This is a genomic window from Acetobacter sp. JWB (genome assembly GCF_003323795.1).
Classification (GTDB): Bacteria; Pseudomonadota; Alphaproteobacteria; order Acetobacterales; family Acetobacteraceae; genus Acetobacter; species Acetobacter oryzifermentans.
In genome coordinates, this window is the sequence record NZ_CP030871.1 from 2,580,223 (window position 1) to 2,603,931 (window position 23,709).

Sequence of the window (23,709 nt, forward strand, 5' to 3'; positions counted from 1 at the left end):
TTATTATTCCGGCACAAGGCTGTTCTGCATGTCTGCTTTTACCCGATTATGGCAACGCGCTCCTGTTTGGCGTGTAGCGCTGTTTACCGCTGGCGCATGCAGTGTGTTTTCCGTGATATTTCCTGCCCCTTGGCTAACTTCACGCTTGCCAGCTTATGCAAAACTTACATCCCAAATCAGCCATATGCTGCCTGCTGGTGCACCTTCTGCCGATTCGTCGGAAGATGCACTTCGGCCGGATGAAGATCGGCGCACCGTTTCCGCGCCCCCTATGGATGCACAATTTGAAGGTACGCTTTCTTTTGCGGGCCGCCAGCTTCCCTTACCTGCGGGTAAATGGCACCCTCTCCTGAATTATCAGGATGATGTTGCACACGGGGAAATTCTGACATCGCTTTATGTACGTTCTGAACAAGGCATTGTAACAGGCTTACTAGTTGCTCAGGCCACCACGCAATCTTTGCCCATTACAGATACGCAGCTTGTGCAAGATGAATGCCACAGCAACTTTAACTTTATGTCAGAAGCCCTCCCGCAAGATGGCACACACACAGAATGCTGGATGACATCCCCTATTCGAGTAGTGAATAACGTTTTTCTGACATCCAACCCCGCATTACAGGCTTTACTGGGAAGCCCCATGTTTATTCCCCCTGCTGTGCAGCGCCTGACAGGTATGGGCTTTGATCTGCCCCCCGTTCTGGTGGATGCCGGCTGGAATCGGATTGAAAAAAGCAAATCCGGCCCCGGTGTGGATTTCATGAGTGTTCACATGCTGACAAGCCCGGCGGAAGCTGGCAGTAAAATCGTACCAGGTGCGCCAGAAAACTGGTCTCGCGCAGGTATGTCCGATTCGTCTGCTGTGTCGGACTTTGTCCGCCGCACCAACGCATGGCTACGCGGATGGAGCCCTTATCTGCGCCAAGGGTTTGACAGCAAGCTACCGGATACTGCTCTGCCCGCAACTGTATCGGCAGATCCGGCGTTCCACGGTTAAAAACCGTTAAACGGCCTGATGCATCTTACCTTCCCGCAAGAGATCTGCGGAAACTTCTATCAGAAAATCCAGAACCGTCCGGGTGCGCAGGGGGAGTGTACGTGGGCCAGTATGCACAGCATAGAATGGCAGGGAAGGAATATTCCAATCTGCAAACAGGCGAGTAAGCCGACCATCGGCAACAGCCTCACGCACCTGAAACTCTGGCAACAGGCCAATGCCCAATCCAGATTCCACTGCATACAACACAGCTTCACTGCTATTGGCACGGAAAACAGCTGATGGTGCAATTACGCTTTCTTCACCATCCCGCTCAAAGTTCCAATCCAACCGACTAGAGCCGTAATTATATACGACTCCCGGATATTCAGGCAGATCACGCGGGTGCATTGGCGTGCCACAGCGGGCCAGACAAGATGGTGCGGCCACCAACCATTTGCGCACAACGCCCAGTTTACGGGCAATAAGAGAACCCTCGGCTATATCCCCTACGCGCACAGCCAGATCCAGCCCTTCTTCTACCAGATCACCAAATGCATCACGCATAACAACTTCAATAGCCAGATCAGGGTGCCTTTCTAGCAACTCCCCTATCCGCCGTGTCAGACACAATCCAAAAGCTGTGGTTACCCCCAGGCGCACCAAACCAGATACAGAAGCACGACGGCGCCCCAGCACTGTTTCTGCCGTTTCCAGAATTTCCAGCACTTCATAAGCATGCGGAAGAAGGCTTCTGCCATCTTCCGTCATGGTAAGGCTGCGCGTGGTGCGCGCAAACAAAGTTGTACCATAATGCGCCTCTAACAACGCAATATGGCGGGAAATGGTGGGCTGACTAACACCTGTCTCACGCGAGACGGCAGAAAACGAGCCTGTAGCCGCAACGCGAACAAAGCTGTGAAGCGCGGAAAGAAGATCCATTGAAGTCCAGCACTGTTCCTGTGAACACGCGGACATTACATTACAACTTCTTACCAGCAAGAAGTGTATCTAATGTTGCGCGTATTCCTGATTTATCGGCAATTTTGGAACAAGCTGGCAGGTCGCACAACATCCGTCAGGCTCTATTCCGCCATGTGACAGATGCACTTGCATTTGTCTTGCATGACGGAACAGATATCCCAAACAAGTTTTACCGGCGGCGCATATGCGGTTGTGCCAGCTTTTTTTCTGCCATACGTGCCAGACGCACAAAAGGCAGCCCCAGCAACAGATAGGCTGCGCCTACCATCAGCCCTGTTCCGAAATAGTCGAAATAGGAAGAAGATAGACGGATGTAAGTCTGGGTCAATTCTGTCAGCGTGATCACACTGACCAGTGATGAATCTTTCAATAACGAAATAAAGTCGTTGGTCATAACAGGCATAACCAGACGGAAAGCCTGCGGCACAACCACGTAACGCAATGCCTGAGCGTGCGTCATATTTAGAGCCAAAGCAGCTTCCATCTGCCCATGCGCCACAGATTGCAGGCCTGCGCGATAGTTTTCGGCCTCATACGCCGCATAATTCATACCCAAGCTGACAACGCCAGCCAGAAAGGGGGTAAGGCTGATGCCAAATTCAGGCAAGCCGTAGAAAATGAACAGAACCTGAATCAGCAATGGGGTGCCGCGCACCACTTCCACATATGTGGTCGCCAACCAGCGGAGCGGTGTAGGGCCGTACAGGCGCAAAAGCGCCAACGCCAAACCCGCTCCAACCGCCAGCACCATCGCACACAAAGAAACCAGCAGAGTCAGCCATGCGGCTTTTGCCAACTGCGGCAGAAACCCAACATAGCGATCCAGCTTAATGCGCCAGCCGCCTTTACCTTCCAGCTCCGCCACATATGCGTTCCACGCCGCAGGCGTAACGTTAAGCGTGGTGTGATCATTGGTGAACTGCGCCATTTCTGGCGTCCACAAATCCCATCGCAGCAATACGCGATGGAGCGTACCATCATGCTGCATGGTTGCCAGGGCGGCATTCACCTTTGCCCGCAGGGCTACATTCTGCCCTTTGGCAAAAGCTATGCCATATTCTACACGGCCAATAGGTTCACCCACCACCTGCAAGGCTGGGTTGGTATCACCGTAATATTTGGCAATGGGGCCATCAATCAGAATGGCATCCGTGCGACCATTCGCCAGATCCATGAATGCATCGGTTTCTTCATCATACGTCCGAAGCTGAACCTTGGCGTTTTCCGTCAGTATCCGCTCAGCTTGCGTATCCTTGATTGTGCCAATGGTATGACCATTCAGATCCGCGAGATTTTTAAGTTGCGGGCCATTACGCCGCACCACAATCCGTTCGGATGTGATGTAATATGGATTTGAAAAATCAATACCTTCGGCATGCTCATCTGTCATTTCAATGCCACAGATGACCATTTCATACAGGCCACGCTGCAAGCCGGGAATAAGACCATCCCAATCATTCTGCACGAACTGAAGCGGCGCACCCATGTGCTTGCCCAGCTCCTGCATCAGGTCGTATTCAAACCCGGTCAGCTTGTCCTGATCTTTCAGATCATGGAAGGTATAGGGTACGTCTGATGAAGCATCCGCAGCCCAGCGGATCGGCTTTTCTTCCTGTGCGTATGCCACATGCGCGCCAGCACCCAGCCAACTTGCGGCCAGCAGCAAACAAACACAGCGCAAAAACAAACCCCAAAGGCGTGGCGGGCAATGCTGTGCGTTCTGTTTCACAGAAGTGTCCTCAAAAAGCGGCGTGTCTGTTCATGGGCCGGGTTCACACACAGAACCTCCGGCGGGCCGGATTCAACAATATGGCCACCATCCATATAGACAATGGTATCCGATGCCACTTGGGCAAAACGCATATCGTGGGTGACGATAATCTGCGTCATCCCTTCATCATCAAGGGTGCGCATTACCCCCAGCACTTCTTCCGCAACAATCGGGTCCAGCGCTGATGTGGGTTCATCATACAGCATAATTTCTGGCCGCATGGCCAAAGCGCGTGCAATGGCGGCGCGTTGCTGCTGGCCGCCAGAAAGCGAAACTGGGTAGCGTTGCGCCACGCGCGCCAACCCTACTTTTTCCAGCAGAGCCATAGCCTCGGCACGTTCAACTTCTCCGCCCTCACCCTTAACCACGCGGGGGGCCAGTAGAACATTGTCCAGAACTGTAAGATGGGGAAACAGGTTAAAGCTCTGGAACACCATGCCCACGTGGGTGCGCAAGCGGTGTGCCATATGCTCATCTGCGCGACGCCAGACGGCATCTTTGCGCTCTATGGTCACCCCCATGGCGGTTATCTTACCGCTATCGGGAATTTCCAGAAAATTCAAACACCGTAGAAAAGTGGATTTTCCGCAACCGGATGGGCCAATAATAGAAACCAGCTCACCCTTTCGCACCTGCATGGATACACCACACAGGACATCCCCTTCGCCGAAATTTTTGTGCAGATGTTCCGCACTCAAAACGACTGGGTCTTCCACAGAAAACGCCGACCCGGTGCGTACCGGGTCGGCATCTCGACGTTCACCTTGAACGAAATGGTTCTCAGGCAGCTTTCGTCATCCCTCGCAAGACGTACTGAAGGATGCCACCATGCCTATAATACTCGACTTCGTCTAGAGTATCGACACGGCAAAGCAGTGGTACTTCCTGCGTGGAGCCGTCATTTCTTGTAATTGTCATAATTACATCCATGCGCGGCGAAAGTTTATCAACACCCTTGATGCTGATCACCTCGTCACCCTTCAGACCAAGGGTCTTACGGGTTGTGCCATCCTTGAACACCAGCGGCAGAACGCCCATGCCCACAAGGTTGGAACGGTGGATACGCTCAAAGCTTTCAGCAATAACGGCCTTTACGCCCAGCAGCAGGGTGCCTTTTGCGGCCCAGTCACGGGAAGAACCCATGCCGTATTCCTTGCCACCGATGACCACCAGCGGAGTATGTTCCTTTTTATACTCCATGGCCACATCGTAAATGGCGCCTTCCTTCCCATCTGGGAAGTGCTTGGAATATCCACCTTCCGTACCCGGCAACATTTCATTTTTGATACGGATGTTGGCAAAAGTACCACGCACCATCACACGGTCATTCCCACGACGGGAGCCGTAAGAATTGAAGTCTTTCGGTTCAACCCCGTGTTCCATCAGGTAACGACCAGCCGGTGAATCCTTTTTAATGGAACCAGCCGGAGAGATATGGTCGGTTGTGATGTTATCACCCAGCAGGGCCAGAATACGCGCACCTTCGATATTGCCGGGAGCTTTAGGCTCAACGTCCATATGCTTGAAGTACGGCGGATCCTGCACGTAGGTAGATTTTGGATCCCACTTATAGGTTTCAGAACCCGTAGCAACCTTCAGGCCCTGCCATTCTTTTGTGCCCTTGGACACGTTCTTGTAACGGTTGATAAACTCGTCACGGCTGATGGCAGAAGCAATAAGGTCTGCAATTTCCTTATTGGTGGGCCAGATATCCTTCAGGTAAACTGGCTTGCCATCCTTGGATGTGCCCAGCTGTTCCGTTGTAATATCTTGCCGCATGGTACCCAAAAGGGAATATGCAACCACCAGCGGCGGGCTTGCCAGATAGTTGGCCCGAACGTTGGGGGAAATACGGCCTTCAAAGTTACGATTGCCAGACAGGACAGAAACAGCAACCAGATCGTTGTTTTCAATCGCATCCACAATATGGGAAGGCAGCGGGCCGGAGTTACCGATACAGGTGGTGCAACCATACCCAACGGTATTGAAGCCCATGGCATCCAAGTCTGTCGTGAGACCAGAACGGTTCAGGTAATCCGTAACAACCTGAGACCCCGGAGCCAGAGAGGTTTTTACCCAAGGCTTAGGCTTCAGGCCCAGAGCGCGTGCTTTACGGGCAACCAGACCAGCCGCAATCAGCACAGCCGGATTGGATGTGTTGGTGCACGAGGTAATGGCGGCAATAACAATATCGCCCTGCCCCAGATCATAGTTTGTTCCGGCAACCGGCACCTTTTTATTGGCATCGTTGGCGGCTACACCCAAAGAGCTGGTCAGTTCTTTTTCAAACGCAGTTTTGGCGCTTTTCAGCTCCACGCGGTCCTGCGGACGCTTGGGGCCCGCCAGAGACGGCACAACCGTGCTGAGATCCAGCTCCAGAACATCCGTAAAGACGGGTTCCGGTGTTTCGTGCGTGCGGAACATACCCTGTGCACGCAGGTATTCTTCAACCAGCTTAATGCGATGTTCATCGCGGCCAGTCTGACGCAGGAAGTCCAGCGTAAGCGCATCAACCGGGAAGAACCCGCAAGTTGCACCATATTCCGGAGCCATGTTGGCAATGGTTGAACGGTCAGCAACCGGCAGATGATCCAGTGCCGGGCCAAAGAACTCAACAAACTTACCAACCACGCCTTTTTTACGCAGCATCTGGGTAACTGTCAGCACCAGATCGGTAGCTGTTGCGCCTTCTGGCAGCTTGCCTGTCAGTTTAAAGCCGATCACATCCGGGATCAGCATGGCAATGGGCTGGCCCAGCATTGCGGCTTCAGCCTCAATACCACCCACACCCCAGCCCAACACACCCAGGCCGTTGATCATGGTGGTGTGGCTGTCTGTGCCGTAAAGGGAATCCGGGTAAACGTATTCCTTACCACCAACATTGGCAGTCCATGCCACCTGGGCAATGTATTCCAGGTTCACCTGATGGCAGATACCCGTATCTGGCGGCACAACAGAGAAGTTTTCGAAAGCTTCCTGGCCCCAGCGCAGAAAGGCATAACGTTCTGCGTTGCGTTCAAATTCCAGAGTGATGTTTTCCTGCAGCGCTTCTTTTGTGCCTGCATAGTCCACCATCACGGAATGATCGATCACAAGGTTGACCGGAACCATTGGGTTTACCTTCTGCGGGTCCCCCTTCAGGCTCACAATCCCATCGCGCATGGCTGCAAGATCCACCACACCCGGCACGCCGGTGAAGTCCTGCATCAGAATGCGTGAAGGCTTGAAAGGCACTTCCTTGCTGCTGCTGCCTTTTGGCAACCAACCTGCAATGGCCTTAGCGTCATCTACATTGTAGGAGCGCCCATCTTCAAACCGCAGAATATTTTCCAGAAGAACCTTCAGCGAAACCGGCAGGCGGCTTACGTCGCCAATGGTTTTTGCCGCTTCGGGAATGGAAAAATAATGGTAGGTCTTGCCGTCAACCTCAAGGGTGCGGCCTGTCTTTAGCTTATCGTGCCCAACCGTTTTCATAATCGCTCTCTCCCCGATCACAGCCGATGGCTGGTGATGCGTTCAGGACACCGTAAACATGCCATTCGGCGCCGAGTGCCTGCCTGATCTGCCGGGCAACCGGCTTGATATCCCGTTGGGCCTAGAACATACCGGCAGTTGGAAAAGGCACAAGGCGGGGAGCGACCACGAGAACGCGAGCACCCCGGCTTTTGCGGCCTTGCACGGTAACAATAAGGAGAAGTGTTATCGCCGACAGTCCTTTCCCTGCCGGGCAATCTGCCCCAACCAGGCCTGTAACTGGTGCATTTCCGGCACTTTATGCTGAGGATCTTTGTGTTTTCCGTGGGGAAAGACTGGTACTGGATGGTGTCAGCTTTCAGATGGAAGCCGGAGCCGCCATGCTGCTAACCGGCCCTAATGGTGCAGGAAAATCCACTTTGCTGCGCGTTCTGGCGGGCCTACGCAAACCCGATTCCGGCCAGTTGCTCTGGCATGGCGAATCGGTTTTTGCAGATCGCGCGGCCCATGCCAGCCAAGTGGCCTATCTGGGACATCAGGATGCGCTTAAGCCGGGACTGACTGTAACCGAAAACCTCGCATTATTCGCACGTGCAGGCCAAGGTGACATGCAGGAGGCCCTTGAGGCCATGGATCTGCTGCCACTTGCCAATCTGCCAGCCCGCCTACTTTCTGCTGGACAGAAACGGCGCACGGCGCTTGCGCGTGTTTTGCTGGCCAATGCGCCTTTATGGTTGCTGGATGAACCTAGCCTTGGCTTGGATACCAATGCCATTACCCTGTTAGGACAAGCCCTTACAGCACATAGGCAACAAGGCGGGTTGGTGATTGCCACCACACATGTGCCCTTACCGCTAGAAAACGTGCAGCCCCTTACATTGCCGGGCGCAGGCGATTCGGCTGCTTCCACCTTTTGCCAGCAGGAGGATGACGCATGATCGGGCTGTTTTGGGCCATTGTTGGGCGTGACCTGCGCCTTGCCCTCCGGCATGGGGCAGACACAATGGGGGCCATTCTCTTCTTTATTGTTACGGCCACCCTGTTCCCGCTTGCTCTTGGCCCGTCCCCAGAATTGCTGCGCCATATGGCGCCCGGCATTATCTGGGTTTGCGCCCTGCTGGCCGCTCTTCTGCCACTAGATCGGCTATTTGGTGCGGAGCTTGAAGATGGATCACTGGATCAGCTCCTACTTCTGGGCGTTCCGGCCTCCCTTGTCGCCTTAGCCAAAATAACTGCACACTGGTTGACCACAGGCATTCCCTTGCTTTTGGCCGCCGTACCATTGGCCACCATGCTGGGCTTGCCAGCTTCTGCCTTGCCTGTGCTTTTGGCCGGGCTTTTCCTTGGATCCGTTGTGTTATCTCTGATTGGGGGGATGGGCGCATCTATTGTGCTGGGCGCACGACGCGGTGGTGTGCTGCTACCACTGCTTACGTTGCCTTTGGCAACACCTGCGCTAATTTTTGGAGCTGCGGCTATTGATGCCGCATCAACCGGCCTACCTTGGCAACCAGATTTGGAACTTTTGGCAGCCTTTGTGGTGGGGGCTCTCCCACTCTGCCCGCTGGCAGCCGGTGCTGGGCTGAGGGCCGCCGCAGAATAATACGCATCTGCTGTTATGGCCCTTTGAATAGGCCATAACAGCAGCATATTTGGCAAAATTACTTAGATGTATTGCCAGATGTCGTCTGCTGATGGCTGACAGCCTGAATATCAACAGAGGCATAACGCACAGAATTTTCCGCATCACGCAGGGCTTCACTTGCCTTGTACGGATCGTTCTTGATGAACTGTGCAGCGTGGTTCACGTCCTGCCGTGTCTGCTCCAGCGGCACAGCAGCAATGACGTAATCTGCATCCACACCAGAAACTTTTAGCACTTCAGAAGCGCGATCCGGGTCACCTGCACGCAGATGACGGTTTGCCGCGGCAACAGCTGCACTTTTTTCTGTTGTGGGTTCAACTGTTTCATCCAGAACCAGTTCGCCATCAATCGGCAACCAAGCCACAGGCGTAGTGCTGCCCGTGCCTTTTTTAGCTGTCTGAGCCTGCTTAGTTTTCACCGGCATCAGTTCAGCTTCTGCTTTCTGGAAAGCAGTATTATCGGCCCGTGCCCGATCTAGCGCCTGCTGTGCGCTTGCAATCAGGGTTTTAGCCCCTTTGAGGTCACCATCAAAAATGGCGCGGCGTGCCAGCATCAGTTCTTCAAACGCTGTGTTCCCATCGTCTGAAAGGCGGCCGAAATCCTGCGTTGCCGCAGATGTTGCAGCATTTGTTGCAGGCACAGCGGCCGTAGATGCTGCCTGCTGCTGTGCCCATGCCGGCGCAACAGCCGTTGTTGCTGCCAGTAGAGCGCCCAACAGCATACCCGTTTTCTTCATGATTTCTCCCTTTCTGAACGCCATCCATAATGGCCTTGTTTGCGTTCTAATTGTTGAGCGAGAAAGCACGAAAGCAAAGGCAGGCAAACACAAGGCTGGCCTGCCCTCACATCGGATCAGATATAATGCTCGGTTAATGGCGCAAAACCATTAAACCCCGTCGCACAGTAAGTGGAGACATAAGCACCGGCCCCCAGCAGATCGACCTGTTCCCCCGCAGCTAAGTCCAGCGGCAGTTCGTAATGCGTTTTCTCGTACATGATATCCGCACCATCACAGGTTGGCCCGGCCAACGCTACACGCCCTGTGGGAGAACCATCCCGACTGGTGCGAATCGCGTAACGAATGGATTCGTTTTCTGTTTCCGCCAAGCCGCCAAACCGCCCAATATCCAGATACACCCAGCGCAGCCCGTCCTTACGCCCACGCGCACTGACAAGCACAACTTCCGAGCGCACCACACCGGCTTCACCCACAATAAAACGGCCAGGTTCCACCAACATTTCTGGCAATGCATTACCAAAATGCTCTGTCATGGCGCGGAAGATGGCCGTAGTGAAGTGATCGATTTCAGGCACATCATCCCGGTAGCGGATGGGAAAACCGCCCCCCAGATTGACCATGCGCAAATCCAGCCCGGCAGCACTTAAATCTGTAAACAGAGCCGCCGCACGGGCAATGGCAACCTCATAAGCTTCTGCAGAAAGCTGCTGGCTGCCCACATGGAAGGAAAGCCCATACGGGTCCAGCCCCAGTTCTCTGGCTGCCAGCATCAGTTCCTTGGCGGATTCGACGGTAGTGCCAAACTTGCGGGAAAGTGGCCATTCTGCCCCGTAATTATCCACCAGAAGGCGGCAATAAACGCGGCTTCCCGGTGCGTGTACAGCTAGTTTTTCCAGCTCTTCCCGGCAGTCAAAAACAAATATCCGCACACCGGCTTCATAAGCAGCACGGATAGCAGAAACCTTTTTAACCGTATTCCCAAAGGAAATGGCATCCGGGCTGGCGCCTGCCTGCAGGCATAGGGAAACCTCTTCCCACGAAGCGGCATCAAAGCAGGAGCCAAGCTCAACCAACCGCCGCAGAATAGGCTGTGCTGGATTAGCTTTAACGGCATAGTAAATACGAGCCTGCGGCAAAGCTTTGCCCAATGCATGATAGCGGTCTGCTACGGCATCCACATCGAGAACAAGACAAGGCGTTGCCGGCTTTTGCTCGGCAAGAAAACGGGTGATTTTGGGATTCATATCCCCACTCCCCCAGATCAGGCTCCTCCGCCTGAACAGCGCGGAGAAGGACGTTGCGAAACGGTCTAACGGACCAGCGACCAAAGGCAGATGCACGAAACATCCCGATTGCCAGAACGCTTGACGTCGTTGCGTAACCTCAGAGGGCCAGTGGCACGTGCGTTGCTGCGTAGGGGCGTGCATATGAGGCCAAAGCGCAACAAGTGCAAGTCAAAAACATTCAAAAAACAAAAAAACATGGCACTTGGCCATCATGCCCGATAAGACAAGGCAAGCTTTATACACGGCATTTATGCTCGTTTTTGGCAAAAGCATGCAGAGTTAACTTTTTGTTCCTGCAAGAAAGCATGCCTCTTTACCGCACACCATGCCGTTATTGTTTTGGTGTGCTGCTACAAGTTTATCGCTGGTGCCGCAGAAGGTGCCTCTTACCTTAACGAAGGACGCTCCAATCCCGATGCAGGTTATCTGTCAGCCCGATACGCGCCCATCTGTGCACCCGGATTCTCACTCCCACACGATTCATGAAAACGTGCAACCCAATTTTTCTCGCCCTTCTGAACTGGGGCGGAAAGATTGGAAGATTATTTTACAGCGCACAGTTAAAAGCCTTATTTCAGGCCCCACTACATTGGTGGCCGCTGGTTGCGCATTTTATACCACGCTCTCCCTATTTCCGGCCATCAGCTCCCTGATCTCCATTTATGGGTTGGCTTTTGATGTGCAGACCGTGGCGCCACAGATGGAAGTCTTGCGCAACCTGCTGCCACCCAATGCCTTCACTTTGCTTTATGATCGTGTGCAAACGCTGGTAGCTGAGCCGCCCTCATCCCTCACATTCAACCTGATTATTTCAGTCAGCGTGGCTTTGTGGTCTGCCTCTGCGGCAACGCGGTCTATTATTTCTGCCTTGAATATCGCGTATAATACACGTGAAAATCGTAATTTCTTTATATTTCAGATTACTGCCTTTGCCCTTACTCTTTGCGGCATTCTGGGCGCAGTGCTTACTTTGGCCCTTATGGTAGCCATGCCTCTGCTGCTTAACCTTCCGGCATTGCTACACATTCCCACTCCTCCCGGTTCCATTGAATTTATGGCCCGGTGGAGCGGCCCGGTGGTGATGTTTACATTTGAAACTCTGGCTCTTTCCGCACTGTACAGATTTGGCCCCAACCGGCACATTTCCACCCAATGGCGCTGGGTTCTGCCCGGAGCCGTCTGCTCCACGTTAACGTGGATTGCGGCATCACTCGGCTTTTCCTACTACGTGGCACATATTGCCAGTTACAGCGCCACTTATGGGCCACTAGGGGCCTTTATCGCCATTATGATGTGGTTTTTTGTAACCGCATGGGTGGTACTTATGGGGGCTGAACTGAATGCTGAGATGGAAAGTTACGCCCGTGGTATTACACGGCAGCCTCTGGAAGTTTGATCAACCAGAATCCAGCACTTACCAAAAAAAGGTATCCCGATCGGGATACCCTTTTTTAATTCTCTACAATGCTTTTTGTAAAAACCTACCGTATTCGTCTTAACGGCGGTGACGTGCCCTATGAAGAGGGCGCGCTGTATGCGACACAGTATCCTGCAAGGAAAGGCTGCTATTCGCCAAACCACCTTCATCTGGCGCAGATGCCACTTCAACCGGAGCGGGCTCTACCCGCACATGGGCAATACCACTGTTCAACATCCCCAATTCCGCGGCTGCGGCTTTGGAGACATCAATAATACGGCCACGGCTGTAAGGCCCACGATCATTGATTGTAACCACCACAGAGCGGCCTGTATCTTCTGAAACAACCCGTAGTTTACTGCCCAACGGTGCCGTAGGATGCGCGGCTGTTAAGCTGCCCTTGTCAAACCGCTCCCCCGAAGATGTGCGTCGATTATGGAAGCGCCCCCCATACCAACTGGCCACACCTTTTTGAAAAATGCGCTGCGCCTTATTTGTATCAGAATCCGCAGTGGCGACTGTCTGTGCGCTACGCCCAGCCAATGCACGGCGGACAGAATCTGCCCACGCCGTACCACCTTGCCCGGCCTCTGCTGCCTGAACAGCGGAAGCCGACAAAAGAGAAGACATAACAAACACACTTCCAAGAAGTGCCCGGCGCAGGGCTGACATCCGCCTGTTTACTCCATTTTCTGACATCGTTCTGTTCGCCAGAAGACCGTGTTCACACTGTAAAAGCAATCTTTTTCAACTTTCAGAATGCAAATACAGATTTATAGTCACTTATGTTCAACACGCTTATCGTGACAAAAATATGGCCTTAAAGCGCGCAACTCCGCTGCACGTATTTTTGCTAGACTACATTTTCCTGTCCACCAGCATGCCTCTTCTCTTGGATACGGGGCAGCATCGTGCTACGGCCCCTTCCTGTTATGGAAAGACCTCTTATTGCTGTACTCAACGGCCCCAACCTGAATATGCTTGGCCAGCGCCAACCCGAAATATACGGGCGGGCAACGCTGGACGACGTGGAACAACTTTGCCTGCAAACAGCTGAAAAGCTGGGCTTGGCCATAGATTTCCGCCAGACCAACATTGAAGGTGAACTAATCTCCTGGGTGCAGGACTGCCGCAAGCGTGCGCGGGGCATTATCATCAACCCGGCTGGCTATACACATACGTCTATCGCCCTGCTGGATGCCCTGCTGACAACAGACTTGCCTGTGATAGAGGTTCATATCTCCAACATTCACCGCCGCGAGCCATTCCGCCATCATTCCTATGTCTCTCGCGCCGCTACAGGCGTTATCTGTGGGCTAGGCGTGGCGGGGTATTCTCTGGCATTGCAGGCAATGACCGATCTTATTCTGAATGAGGATGACTGATGAGCGGATTGCTCGTGGATGCGGAGGCCATTCGGGCTCTGGCTGAAATTCTGGCCGAAACCGGCCTGACTGAAATTGAAGTATCGGAAAAGGACAGCCGCATTCGCGTTGCCCGCATGCCTGCCCCCGTGCAAGCTGTGGCCGCCGCGCCTCAGGCCGTTGCAGCTCCGGCACCGGCACCCGCCGCAGCCCCGGCGGAAGCCGCAGTGCCTGCCGCCCCGGCAGACCTTTCTCGCCATCCGGGCGCTGTAAACAGCCCAATGGTGGGTGTAGCTTACCTGACCCCAGATCCGTCCTCCCCTCCTTTTGCCAGCGAAGGCCAGATTGTAACTGCCGGCCAGACCCTGATGCTGATTGAAGCCATGAAAACCTTCAACCAGATCAAGGCTCCTAAAGGTGGCACGCTTAAAGCCCTGCTGGTGGCTTCGGGCGATCCGGTAGAATACGGCCAGCCGCTTGCTATTATTGAGTAATGTTTTCTAAGATCCTTATCGCCAACCGAGGCGAAATTGCCCTTCGTATCCTGCGCGCCTGCCGGGAGCTAGGGATCAAGACCGTAGCGGTACATTCCACTGCGGATGAAGACGCCATGCATGTTCGGCTGGCAGATGAAGCTGTTTGCATCGGACCGCCAGCCTCGCGCGATTCTTATCTGAACGTAGCTGCAATTCTTTCTGCAGCCACCATTACCGGGGCGGAAGCTATTCACCCCGGTTATGGTTTTCTTTCAGAAAATGCTGATTTTGCCGAAACGGTGGAAGCACATGGCCTAACCTTTATTGGCCCTACGGCGGAGCATATCCGCATGATGGGGGATAAGATTACCGCCAAAACCACCATGCAGATGCTGGGCGTGCCCTTGGTGCCCGGTTCTGATGGTGAACTGACAAGCCTAGAAGAAGCCCGCGAAGTTGCTGATAAAGTGGGCTACCCAGTGCTGATCAAGGCTGCGGCTGGCGGTGGTGGCCGTGGCATGAAGGTGGCCCAAACGGCTGACGATCTGGAAGATGCCTGGAAAATGGCCCGCGCCGAAGCACGTGCTGCTTTTGGTAACGATGCTGTTTATCTGGAAAAATACATGGATCGGCCACGCCATATTGAACTCCAGATTCTGGGGGACAATTACGGCAACGTGGTGCATTTTGGGGAACGCGACTGCTCTCTCCAGCGCCGCCACCAAAAACTTCTGGAAGAAGCAGGTTCTCCTGCCCTTACGGCAGAACAGCGTGATGCCATTGGCCAGACAGCCACGCAGGCCCTTTCCAAAATGGGCTACCGCAACGCGGGCACGCTGGAATTCCTGTATCAGGATGGACAGTTCTGCTTCATTGAAATGAACACCCGCCTTCAGGTCGAACATCCAGTAACCGAAATGGTGTGTGATGTGGATTTGGTGCGTGAGCAGATCCGCTTGGCCGCTGGTGAGCAGCTTGGCTACACGCAGAAGGATATTTCATTTTCTGGCCATGCCATTGAATGCCGTATCAATGCGGAAGATCCAGACAACTTTACCCCCTGCCCTGGCACGGTTGCTGTTTACCATCCACCCGGCGGTTTGGGTGTACGTGTAGATAGCGCCCTTTACACCGGTTACCGCGTACCACCTTTTTACGACAGCATGATTGCCAAGCTGATCGTACACGCCCCTACGCGTGAGCAGGCTATTGCCCGCATGCAGCGTGCGTTGGATGAATTTGTGGTGGAAGGTATTAAAACTGTTATTCCGCTGCACCGCCGTATTCTGGAAGATCCAGAATTCCAGAAGGGTGAGTACACCATCCATTGGTTGGAGCAATTTACAGCCAAACCACACTAAACTGCGGTTTGACTGTTTTCGACCACAAAAAACCCGGCGCATCTTTTAGGATGCCGCCGGGTTTTTTGTATTTGGATCTTAAGATCAGCAATTAGGCACTAGGCGTCACCCCAACAGCTTCCTCTTCTTCTTCATCATAGGAGCGAATGCGCGGATCTTGTCCCACACGCGGGCGGAATTCACCACGGCGCAAAGCTGTTTCAATATCTTCCAACGTTGCCCCAGCTGTTTCCGGCACACAGAAGAAAACAAACAAGACAGACGCAAGGTTAACACCAGCATAAATCCACATGGTGCCGCCCAAAGAAACTGTCTGCACCAATGTAAGAGCCGTGGATGTTACCAGCAGATCAGCCCCCCACAGCATGGCCGCATGTATACTGGTTGCCGCAGCACGCATAGGCAGCGGAAACAACTCCGCACCCAAAAGCCAGCCCACAACCTGAATACCGCCAGAATTAAACAGCATAAACAGCAGCAAGAAGGCCACAATCAACCAACTTCCCACACTCCCCTGAGCTGGATGCATGGCAAAAACAATGCCCAGGCCAATAAGGCTTACAACAGAGCCCGGCCCCATAATAAGCACCAAGCGCCGACGGCCAATTTTATCTACAAACAAGCACCCAAGCAGGGTCATGATGAGATAAACAAGCGCGATTCCCAAGCTTGTCAGCAGTGCTGATGAACTCCCAAACCCTGCGTCAGACAAAAAGGTAGGGGTATAGTAGATCATCATCTCCAGCCCACCAGCCTGCGTAAAGAAGGCAATCCCTAAGGCAGCTATCACCGCAGGGCGCACCCAAGGTAGCTTCAGGCCCTTCCAGCCACGCTCATCTTCATCCAGATTTACAACATTGGCGTGGATCTCATTGATCTCGCGCTGAATGACCTTGCGGGAAGAACGCACACGCCCAAGCTGCTCTACCGCAGATTCCAGCCCTTCATTTTCAGCAGTCCAACGTGGGCTTTTGGGCAGAAAAAACATGCTGATAAAAACAAAAGCAGCCGGGATAGCAGCCACAGAAATCATGGGCCGCCAACCCCATTTTTCACGCATGGTAAAACCAACCAAGTTGGCCAGAAAAATGCCAATTCCAATAGCCACGTTAAACAGCGTTACCAAATTGCCGCGCTTGCTGGCTGGGGCCAATTCCGAAATATATGTTGGCACCACCTGCGTAGCCCCACCCACTGCGCAGCCCAAAAATACACGGGCAATAATGAGGCTGGTAAGATTGGGTGCGTAAGAACACGCTAATGCACCAATTACAAAAACTGCGGTAACGACCATAACCGAAACCCGGCGGCCAAAGCGTTCTGATAAGTTGGCAATGCCCATGGCACCAATAACAGCGCCTACCAGAATAGCTGATGTAACAATTTCCTCCTGACCAGCAGTCAGATGAAAATCTTTTGTAATAAGAAGAAGGGCACCAGAAATAATACCGGTATCGTAGCCGTAAAGACCACCACAGATGGCAGAAACAAATGCTGCAATCCACAACACGTGCTTGGCATACGGAGAAATATCGAGATTTTGTATAGCTTCTTGAGCTCGTTTCTTTTCAGATTTCATGCTGTGATTATGCCACGATTAGAAAATTATTGCATAGCTGACATAATTTTATTTATTATGTCACAAATAGGCTTTTATGCCTTACGCATTTCACCCTTCTAAAACGCACGCATACGTTTTTCGTTTCCCTTTGATTTTTCTTGACATAATTGCACTTAAAGCTATCTGCTGTCCGATACCAAGGGGGGTTCCGGTAAGGAACTGAGAGGCTACTTTTTGCACGATTCGTTCGGGCACCGTGGCGACCCTGCCGCCAGAACATGATGTTTTGGCGGGGAACCTGATCCGGCTTATACCGGCGGAGGGACTGGTGCCTGAAAAGACAGATATGTTCTTCCCGAACCTAGCCGCCCACAAAAGCGGAGTCTCTTCAGACCTGTCCTCCTCGGCAGAGGAGACGATGACGTTATGTCTTCAGTTGATTCCAAACAAAACGCGGCCCCTTCCAGTGTAGGGGGCAACCCTAAACCTGCCAACACGGCTGCACCCGCTCCGGGGCATGTCACCACCGGTGCTATCCGTGGTTCATGTAAAGTGTATTCTAGCCCCGCAGATCGGCCAGATATGCGTGTGCCGTTCCGCGAAATCATGCTGGAACCTTCTGCAAACGAACCCCCAGTGCGTGTGTATGATACTTCCGGCCCCTACACAGACAGCACTGTAGAAATTGACGTTAACAAAGGGCTACCCAAAATTCGGGCACCGTGGCTGACTGCCCGCGGTTTTGAGCACATCAAACCGCGTGACATTAAGCCAGAAGATAATGGCAATGCAGAAGGCACCTATCTTGTAGCCCCCTGCCCTGCTCCGCATACCGTGCTTAAGGGGCGAGAAGGCCAGCTTGTTACACAATATGAGTTCGCTAAAGCAGGCATTATTACAGATGAAATGATTTACGTGGCCCACCGCGAAAATCTGGGCCGGCAAAAAGCTGCGGATGATGCCGCACAATGCCTGGAAGATGGCGAATCCTTTGGGGCCAGTATTCCAGAATTCATTACGCCTGAATTTGTCCGGCAGGAAATTGCCCGCGGCCGAGCCATTATTCCGGCAAATATCAACCATCCAGAGTTGGAACCCGTTATTATCGGGCGTAATTTCCTTGTGAAAATTAACGCCAATATCGGCAATTCCGCCATTACGTCATCAGCAGCAGAAGAAGTTGAAAAGCTTGTATGGTCCATTCGCTGGGGTGCGGATACCGTAATGGACCTTTCCACAGGCCGGAACATCCACAATATCCGTGACTGGATTTTACGTAACGCGCCCACACCTATTGGCACAGTGCCACTGTATCAGGCTTTAGAAAAAGTCGGTGGTGATGTCAGCAAACTGAACTGGGAAGTTTTTCGCGATACTCTGATCGAACAGGCAGAACAGGGTGTAGATTACTTTACCATTCATGCGGGCGTACGGTTGCAGCATGTGCCGCTAACAGCTCATCGCGTTACAGGCATTGTTTCACGCGGCGGCTCCATCATGGCAAGCTGGTGCCTAAATGGTCACCGCGAAAGCTTCCTTTACGAACACTTTGCAGACATATGCGACATCATGCGCGCCTATGATGTTTCCTTCTCTTTAGGAGACGGCCTACGACCAGGCAGCATTGCCGATGCTAATGATGCCGCACAGTTTGCCGAACTGGAAACCCTGGGTGAACTCACAGAAATCGCTTGGGCAAAAGGCTGTCAGGTTATGATCGAAGGGCCAGGCCATGTGCCCATGCACAAGATCAAGGCCAACATGGATAAGCAGCTTAAAGAATGTAAGGAGGCCCCCTTCTATACGCTTGGCCCGCTGACCACAGACATTGCACCGGGGTATGACCACATTACATCTGCCATTGGCGCAGCCATGATCGGATGGTTTGGCACCTCTATGCTCTGCTATGTCACACCCAAGGAACATCTGGGCCTACCAGACAGGAATGACGTAAAAACAGGTGTGATCACCTACCGTATTGCAGCGCATGCCGCTGATCTTGCAAAAGGTCATCCATCCGCAAAATATCGGGATGATGCGCTTAGCCGTGCGCGGTTCTCCTTTAGGTGGGAAGATCAGTTCAATCTTTCTTTAGACCCAGATACAGCCTGCGCGTATCATGATGAAACCATGCCGCGGGAGGCACATAAAAGTGCACATTTCTGTTCAATGTGCGGCCCTAAATTCTGTTCAATGCGCATCAGTCAGGATCTGAAGCAAGACGCCATACGCATTGCTGGCATGGAGCAGAAAACAGAAGAATTCCGACAAGCTGGTGGCAAAGTTTATGTGCCAGCAGAGTAAGTTACCAAACTGATACCAAAAAGCCCCGGGCCAATAGCCCGGGGCTTTTTTTATGCCCTCAAAAATCACGTTGTTAGAAATAGTGCCTCAAATAAACTTTCGGCACGCCTTCACTGTTCAGGCATGAAAATACAATAACAGCAGCCCATACCACGCAGGACGCCACACAAAACGCTTTTGTCCATTTTGGCAGATCATTATCCCGACCAGCCATCACCGGCCAATAAATAGATTTATGCCCAAACCATGCAAGAACACCCGCCACGGTCAATGCTATCAATTTAGGAGAAAGATACGCCCGATTGCCGATATGCACTGGATCATAAAAAAACAAAGCGAAACCAGAGATCATCGCCAAGGCATAACTGATATGCAGTGGCTTCACCATAAACCGTGAAATGCGCACCACTGTTGGCCGATCCAGATTTTGAATAACAGCGAGAATAAACAGAAATTCCAGACCAAAAAACGCTGCCATTGTAAGAATATGTACAATTCTCGCAAGGTAATGCACTGGCTGGAACCAGAAATGATAAGCCCGACTATCTAACGCCATAAGCAAGGAGTTGGGCAGGCGCAGGAACGCCAAGGGATGAGATGACATAAGCGTTAAGCTCGCGGGTTATCTGGTGTGATTGACTTTGACAATGATTCGCACTAATCCAAACGGCATGACTGATGGAGTATCATACAATGAAACTGCTTGTAGCAGCCATTCCTCTGTTAGCAGGTGCATGGATATGTTTCCCTCAGCAGGCCCATTCTCAAACAGTTTTTCAGCTTACTGTCAAAGATCATCATTTTGAGCCTGATCATATCACCGTTCCTGCTGGTGAGCGATTCATGATCGAACTCAATAATCAGGACACAACAACTGATGAGCTCGAAAGTTACGATATGAAATTTGAAAAAATTGTTGTTCCACAAGGAACAATCAAAGTGCATGCTGGGCCTCTTCACCCTGGAACCTATACTTTTTTTGATGATTACCACCCAGACGAGGCCAAGGGTACAGTTACAGCAGAAGAAAAGAAGTAAATTATGCTTGGAAGCCTGATTATTGTCTTTCGCGAGGTTATGGAAGCCGGGTTGATTGTTGGCATTGTGCTGGCAGCCACACGGGGCATTCCGGGGCGCGGATGGTGGGTTTCCGGAGGCATTGGCGCAGGTGTTGTTGGTGCAGCAATTGTAGCCATGTTTGCGGGTGAACTCTCTCAGGCTTTTTCAGGAAACGGGCAGGATATTTTTTCTGCTGTTATCCTGTGCATCGCGGTTCTTATGCTTTCATGGCATGTTATCTGGATGGCCAGCCATGGCCGCGAGCTTGCTCAGGAAATGCGTAGTGTTGGCAATGAAGTATCAGAAGGAAGCCGCTCTCTTTTCGCTCTGGCTACTGTTGTTGCAGTAGCTGTTCTGCGCGAGGGCATGGAAGTTGTGCTGTTCCTTTATGGTATTGCTGTTTCCGCACATACCGGTTTTGTGCCCATGTTTACAGGCGGCCTCCTTGGCGTTCTGGGGGGAGCTGCACTTTCATGGGCTCTTTATAGAGGTTTGATTATCATTCCTCTGAAACATCTTTTTGCAGTCACGAATGTTCTGGTCTCCTTTCTGGCTGCTGGCATGGCCAGTCAGGCTGCTGCCATCCTTGCGAATGATGATCTGATCCCCGCCATGGGTTACGATATCTGGGATACATCTTGGCTGCTGTCTGATGGCAGCATGCTTGGGCGCACGGCCAAAGTTCTGATTGGATACACAGATAGACCAATGGGCATTCAGCTGCTTGTATGGGTGCTGACACTTGCCGGACTGGTTGTTGCTGAACGCTTTGTTCGCACACGTCCTCAATCCAGCGCTTCATAATCAGTCACAGGTGCGCAGAAAATATCTGCCACTGTGCCTTACAAAAACTTGAGGTGCAGACATATGAAATCCTATCTTTCAATTCTTTCCGCGGCATCGGTTCTTACCCTTGCCATCGCTCTTCCGGCTGCAGCCCGCGAATACCCAGTGGGTGGCCCCGTGCATGCGCATGACATGGAAATTGCAGCAAACTACCTGCTTGATATTGACATGATGCCCATGACATCTGACATGGCGATGGGCAAAGATACCATTCATCTGGAAACCGATGTACATGCCACGGCAGATAACCAGTGGGGCTTTCCTGATGGTGCTTGGGTTCCCTACCTGAAGGTAGATTACACCCTGACCAAAAAAGGATCCAGCTGGAAAAATCAGGGCACGCTGCACCCCATGACAGCAAAAGATGGCCCGCATTACGCCAACAATGTTAAAATGGATGGCCCTGGCAGCTACACGGTTGTGTTTAACTACAGCTCACCGGAAGCCAACGGGTTTATTCATCACACAGATAAAGAAACCGGCACGCCGGGCTTTTGGCAGCCCTTTACAGAATCATTCACTTTTGAATACCCACAGAAGTAATAATGATGTTTTAAAAGAGAGGGCATTGCCCTCTCTTTTTTACATTCCAGCCCTGCGTTTATGAAGACAGCATTCTAATTGCATTTTTATACGCTCTAATTGAGAATGATTATCCGTTGCTAAATGCAGATCATCCGCGCCAATTACCAGAGCAGCTTACAACCATGCAAAAATCCCGTAAAATAAATAGAAAATTTCTAAAGTTTTTTTGTCTTTACGCGACAATTCTGACTACTCCCGTCTTAGCGCATGGTGAGGAGACGCAGATTGAGCAGGATCGTCGTCGGTTAGGCAATTCAGGGCCTCTGATTGAACAGATTGACCCGGCCACGGTGCGGGATTCCCAACGCGCATCCGAAGATGCGGCTGCCGAGAAAAAGGGTGATGACACACCCGACATGAGCGACCACCTGCTGGGTAACATGTGGGGCGCGCGTGACTGGATGGCCAAACACGGTATCAGCTTTGACATTCAGGAAATAGATGAGCTGTGGGGCAACGCCACGGGGGGCTCGGCCTCGGGGGCTGATGGCGCCAATGGATCAGGCACCGGCCCTGCCTATGATGGGGTAACCATGCCTACCCTGACAGTGGATCTGGAAAAGCTGATCGGCCTGAAGGGCGGCACGTTCAATGTCAGCGCCCTTCAGTTGCGTGGACGCTCTATCTCGCAGGATCATCTGGCCAACTTCAACCCCGTCAGCGGGTTTGAGGCCGATCGTTCCACCCGTCTGTTCGAGCTGTGGTACCAACAGTCTTTTCTGGATGGCAAGCTGGACGTCAAGATCGGGCAGCAGGATCTGGATACCGAGTTCCTGATCAGTGATTACGGGGCGTTGTATCTGAACTCCAACTTCGGCTGGCCCATGGCGCCATCGGTCAACCTGTATGCGGGTGGGCCATCCTGGCCGCTCTCTTCCCCCGCCATCCGTATCCGTTACCGTCCAACAGATAAGTTCACCTTCATGTTTGCCGCAGCGGATGATAACCCGCCGGGCAACCGCAACAACTCCTTTGGTATTCAAAACGGGGGCAACAGCGCAGACCCCACCAACCAGAATACCCATGATGAGGATGGCGCCAACTTCAACATGGGCACTGGCGCCCTGCTGATTACCGAACTGCAATATGCCCTCAACCCCCAGCCTGATGACATGTCACATGTCACCAAGGATCCCGGCCTGCCAGGTATCTACAAATTGGGTGGGTATTACGATACCGCCAAGTTCCCTGATTATCGTTACAACAATCAGGGCAAGCCACTGGGGAGTGCGGCTGACACCACGGGCATTCCGCGGTGGGATCGGGGCAACTGGATGGTCTATGGCATTATTGACCAGATGATCTGGCGGCCCTCGCTCCAGTCTCCGCAGTCTGTGGGTGTCTTTGCACGCGCCACGGGTAATGGTGGGGATCGGAACATGATCAGCTTTGCCATTGATGCGGGTATCAACCTCAAGGCTCCGTTCAAGGGGCGTGACAATGATACGGTGGGTCTGGGCTGGGGCATTGGCCGGGCTTCTTCTGGCCAGCGGCGATATGACCGTAACTCTGGTGCGCCTGTGCAGGGTAATGAAAACCATCTGGAACTCACCTATCAGGCGCAGGTCACGCCTTGGTGGGTCATGCAGCCAGACTTCCAGTATGTCTGGCACCCCTCTGGTGGTGTGACAGACTGGACAGGCAACCGCCTCGTCGGGAACGAAGCTATCTTCGGGCTCCACTCCAATATCACTTTCTAAAGACAATAAATAAAAAAGCATTTCCTGTATGTTAATGTTATCACGGCGCAGAACAATACAACATCAGGAAATGCTTTTTTAATGTGCATTATGCACAGAGAATATTTAGAAAAATCGTTTGCCTTATTAGGTTTTGTGGAAAAATTTTATTTCCCACAAAA

At 52.5% G+C, this 23,709-nt stretch carries 21 protein-coding genes and 1 riboswitch; of the genes, 12 read left to right on the forward strand and 9 right to left on the reverse strand.

The annotated features are described in order from the left end of the window. Positions 1-28 precede the first annotated feature (28 nt). Positions 29-997, forward strand: coding sequence for a hypothetical protein (locus DS739_RS12200; protein WP_006115087.1), 969 nt, complete (start codon positions 29-31; stop codon positions 995-997). Positions 998-1,003: 6 nt separating this feature from the next. On the opposite strand, the gene DS739_RS12205 is transcribed toward DS739_RS12200, so the two are convergent. The 4 genes from DS739_RS12205 to acnA all read right to left on the reverse strand — a co-directional run bounded on the left by DS739_RS12205 (position 1,004) and on the right by acnA (position 7,205). Continuing rightward, positions 1,004-1,918: a LysR family transcriptional regulator gene (locus DS739_RS12205; RefSeq protein WP_035352274.1), complete on the reverse strand. Its 915-nt coding sequence runs from the start codon at positions 1,916-1,918 to the stop codon at positions 1,004-1,006. Between the two features lie 211 nt (positions 1,919-2,129). Further along, on the reverse strand, positions 2,130-3,689 hold the full coding sequence (locus tag DS739_RS12210) for an ABC transporter substrate-binding protein/permease (protein ID WP_006115089.1): 1,560 nt from the start codon (positions 3,687-3,689) through the stop codon (positions 2,130-2,132). Further along, a complete protein-coding gene (locus DS739_RS12215; RefSeq protein ID WP_003624594.1) occupies positions 3,686-4,447 on the reverse strand; it encodes an amino acid ABC transporter ATP-binding protein in 762 nt (253 codons plus the stop codon). The genes DS739_RS12210 and DS739_RS12215 overlap by 4 nt, the downstream gene beginning before the upstream one ends. A gap of 64 nt (positions 4,448-4,511) precedes the next feature. Further along, on the reverse strand, positions 4,512-7,205 hold the full coding sequence (gene acnA, locus DS739_RS12220; RefSeq protein WP_035352276.1) for an aconitate hydratase AcnA: 2,694 nt from the start codon (positions 7,203-7,205) through the stop codon (positions 4,512-4,514). A 191-nt stretch (positions 7,206-7,396) separates the two neighbouring features. On the opposite strand from acnA, the gene ccmA reads away from it, so the two are divergent. Beyond that, the gene (gene ccmA / locus DS739_RS12225; protein WP_006115091.1) at positions 7,397-8,143 is read left to right on the forward strand and encodes a heme ABC exporter ATP-binding protein CcmA; all 747 of its coding nucleotides are present in this window, start codon (positions 7,397-7,399) and stop codon (positions 8,141-8,143) included. Next, entirely contained in the window at positions 8,140-8,808 is a 669-nt protein-coding gene (gene ccmB, locus DS739_RS12230; protein WP_006115092.1) for a heme exporter protein CcmB, read from the forward strand. Before ccmA ends, ccmB begins: the two co-directional genes overlap by 4 nt. 58 nt (positions 8,809-8,866) lie before the next feature. Here the strand turns inward: ccmB and DS739_RS12235 are convergent, their stop codons facing one another. Together DS739_RS12235 and DS739_RS12240 are read right to left on the reverse strand one after the other, a co-directional pair. After that, complete coding sequence (locus tag DS739_RS12235; RefSeq protein WP_170315271.1) at positions 8,867-9,655, reverse strand: YfdX family protein; 789 nt, start codon at positions 9,653-9,655, stop codon at positions 8,867-8,869. Between the two features lie 47 nt (positions 9,656-9,702). After that, a complete protein-coding gene (locus DS739_RS12240) occupies positions 9,703-11,016 on the reverse strand; it encodes a type III PLP-dependent enzyme (RefSeq protein WP_006115094.1) in 1,314 nt (437 codons plus the stop codon). 184 nt (positions 11,017-11,200) lie between these two features. On the opposite strand from DS739_RS12240, the gene DS739_RS12245 reads away from it, so the two are divergent. After that, the gene (locus DS739_RS12245) at positions 11,201-12,271 is read left to right on the forward strand and encodes a YihY/virulence factor BrkB family protein (protein WP_006115095.1); all 1,071 of its coding nucleotides are present in this window, start codon (positions 11,201-11,203) and stop codon (positions 12,269-12,271) included. Positions 12,272-12,370: 99 nt separating this feature from the next. Here the strand turns inward: DS739_RS12245 and DS739_RS12250 are convergent, their stop codons facing one another. Next, positions 12,371-12,964, reverse strand: a complete 594-nt coding sequence (locus DS739_RS12250; protein WP_006115096.1) for a septal ring lytic transglycosylase RlpA family protein — start codon at positions 12,962-12,964, stop codon at positions 12,371-12,373. A 260-nt stretch (positions 12,965-13,224) separates the two neighbouring features. Here DS739_RS12250 and aroQ point away from each other — a divergent pair, with 260 nt between their 5' ends. The 3 genes from aroQ to accC are packed head-to-tail and all read left to right on the forward strand — an operon-like array spanning position 13,225 to position 15,493. Beyond that, positions 13,225-13,677 carry a type II 3-dehydroquinate dehydratase gene (aroQ, locus tag DS739_RS12255; protein WP_035352282.1) on the forward strand — a complete coding sequence of 151 codons (453 nt, stop codon included), beginning with the start codon at positions 13,225-13,227 and terminating at the stop codon, positions 13,675-13,677. Continuing rightward, entirely contained in the window at positions 13,677-14,150 is a 474-nt protein-coding gene (accB, locus tag DS739_RS12260; protein WP_006115098.1) for an acetyl-CoA carboxylase biotin carboxyl carrier protein, read from the forward strand. The genes aroQ and accB overlap by 1 nt, the downstream gene beginning before the upstream one ends. Next, a complete protein-coding gene (accC, locus tag DS739_RS12265; RefSeq protein ID WP_006115099.1) occupies positions 14,150-15,493 on the forward strand; it encodes an acetyl-CoA carboxylase biotin carboxylase subunit in 1,344 nt (447 codons plus the stop codon). Before accB ends, accC begins: the two co-directional genes overlap by 1 nt. A gap of 91 nt (positions 15,494-15,584) precedes the next feature. Here accC and DS739_RS12270 read toward each other — a convergent pair whose 3' ends face one another. Next, positions 15,585-17,072: a sugar porter family MFS transporter gene (locus DS739_RS12270; protein ID WP_006115100.1), complete on the reverse strand. Its 1,488-nt coding sequence runs from the start codon at positions 17,070-17,072 to the stop codon at positions 15,585-15,587. Positions 17,073-17,243: 171 nt separating this feature from the next. Then, positions 17,244-17,397, forward strand: a riboswitch (TPP riboswitch). An 83-nt stretch (positions 17,398-17,480) separates the two neighbouring features. On the opposite strand from DS739_RS12270, the gene thiC reads away from it, so the two are divergent. Next, the gene (thiC, locus tag DS739_RS12275) at positions 17,481-19,358 is read left to right on the forward strand and encodes a phosphomethylpyrimidine synthase ThiC (RefSeq protein WP_006115101.1); all 1,878 of its coding nucleotides are present in this window, start codon (positions 17,481-17,483) and stop codon (positions 19,356-19,358) included. 73 nt (positions 19,359-19,431) lie between these two features. Here thiC and DS739_RS12280 read toward each other — a convergent pair whose 3' ends face one another. Next, positions 19,432-19,962 carry a hypothetical protein gene (locus DS739_RS12280; RefSeq protein WP_006115102.1) on the reverse strand — a complete coding sequence of 177 codons (531 nt, stop codon included), beginning with the start codon at positions 19,960-19,962 and terminating at the stop codon, positions 19,432-19,434. Between the two features lie 74 nt (positions 19,963-20,036). On the opposite strand from DS739_RS12280, the gene DS739_RS12285 reads away from it, so the two are divergent. From DS739_RS12285 to DS739_RS12300, 4 genes are all read left to right on the forward strand, one after another. Further along, complete coding sequence (locus DS739_RS12285) at positions 20,037-20,396, forward strand: cupredoxin domain-containing protein (protein WP_006115103.1); 360 nt, start codon at positions 20,037-20,039, stop codon at positions 20,394-20,396. Between the two features lie 3 nt (positions 20,397-20,399). Continuing rightward, entirely contained in the window at positions 20,400-21,221 is an 822-nt protein-coding gene (locus tag DS739_RS12290) for an FTR1 family protein (protein ID WP_006115104.1), read from the forward strand. Positions 21,222-21,254: 33 nt separating this feature from the next. Next, positions 21,255-21,806, forward strand: a complete 552-nt coding sequence (locus tag DS739_RS12295) for an iron transporter (RefSeq protein ID WP_006115105.1) — start codon at positions 21,255-21,257, stop codon at positions 21,804-21,806. Between the two features lie 164 nt (positions 21,807-21,970). Continuing rightward, positions 21,971-23,548, forward strand: a complete 1,578-nt coding sequence (locus tag DS739_RS12300) for a carbohydrate porin (protein ID WP_039891426.1) — start codon at positions 21,971-21,973, stop codon at positions 23,546-23,548. Positions 23,549-23,709: the final 161 nt, after the last annotated feature.

What these genes read in the sequence shown, in the direction of transcription:
- DS739_RS12200 (WP_006115087.1), top strand. Translation starts at nt 29, where the DNA reads ATGTCTGCTTTTACCCGATTATGGCAACGCGCTCCTGTTTGGCGTGTA.
- DS739_RS12240 (WP_006115094.1), bottom strand. Translation starts at nt 11,016, where the DNA reads ATGCACGCCCCTACGCAGCAACGCACGTGCCACTGGCCCTCTGAGGTT.
- DS739_RS12290 (WP_006115104.1), top strand. Translation starts at nt 20,400, where the DNA reads ATGCTTGGAAGCCTGATTATTGTCTTTCGCGAGGTTATGGAAGCCGGG.
- DS739_RS12205 (WP_035352274.1), bottom strand. Translation starts at nt 1,918, where the DNA reads ATGGATCTTCTTTCCGCGCTTCACAGCTTTGTTCGCGTTGCGGCTACA.
- aroQ (WP_035352282.1), top strand. Translation starts at nt 13,225, where the DNA reads ATGGAAAGACCTCTTATTGCTGTACTCAACGGCCCCAACCTGAATATG.
- DS739_RS12280 (WP_006115102.1), bottom strand. Translation starts at nt 19,962, where the DNA reads ATGTCATCTCATCCCTTGGCGTTCCTGCGCCTGCCCAACTCCTTGCTT.
- accC (WP_006115099.1), top strand. Translation starts at nt 14,150, where the DNA reads ATGTTTTCTAAGATCCTTATCGCCAACCGAGGCGAAATTGCCCTTCGT.
- thiC (WP_006115101.1), top strand. Translation starts at nt 17,481, where the DNA reads ATGTCTTCAGTTGATTCCAAACAAAACGCGGCCCCTTCCAGTGTAGGG.
- DS739_RS12300 (WP_039891426.1), top strand. Translation starts at nt 21,971, where the DNA reads ATGCAAAAATCCCGTAAAATAAATAGAAAATTTCTAAAGTTTTTTTGT.
- DS739_RS12250 (WP_006115096.1), bottom strand. Translation starts at nt 12,964, where the DNA reads ATGTCAGCCCTGCGCCGGGCACTTCTTGGAAGTGTGTTTGTTATGTCT.
- DS739_RS12245 (WP_006115095.1), top strand. Translation starts at nt 11,201, where the DNA reads ATGCCGTTATTGTTTTGGTGTGCTGCTACAAGTTTATCGCTGGTGCCG.
- acnA (WP_035352276.1), bottom strand. Translation starts at nt 7,205, where the DNA reads ATGAAAACGGTTGGGCACGATAAGCTAAAGACAGGCCGCACCCTTGAG.
- ccmB (WP_006115092.1), top strand. Translation starts at nt 8,140, where the DNA reads ATGATCGGGCTGTTTTGGGCCATTGTTGGGCGTGACCTGCGCCTTGCC.
- DS739_RS12270 (WP_006115100.1), bottom strand. Translation starts at nt 17,072, where the DNA reads ATGAAATCTGAAAAGAAACGAGCTCAAGAAGCTATACAAAATCTCGAT.
- accB (WP_006115098.1), top strand. Translation starts at nt 13,677, where the DNA reads ATGAGCGGATTGCTCGTGGATGCGGAGGCCATTCGGGCTCTGGCTGAA.
- DS739_RS12285 (WP_006115103.1), top strand. Translation starts at nt 20,037, where the DNA reads ATGGAGTATCATACAATGAAACTGCTTGTAGCAGCCATTCCTCTGTTA.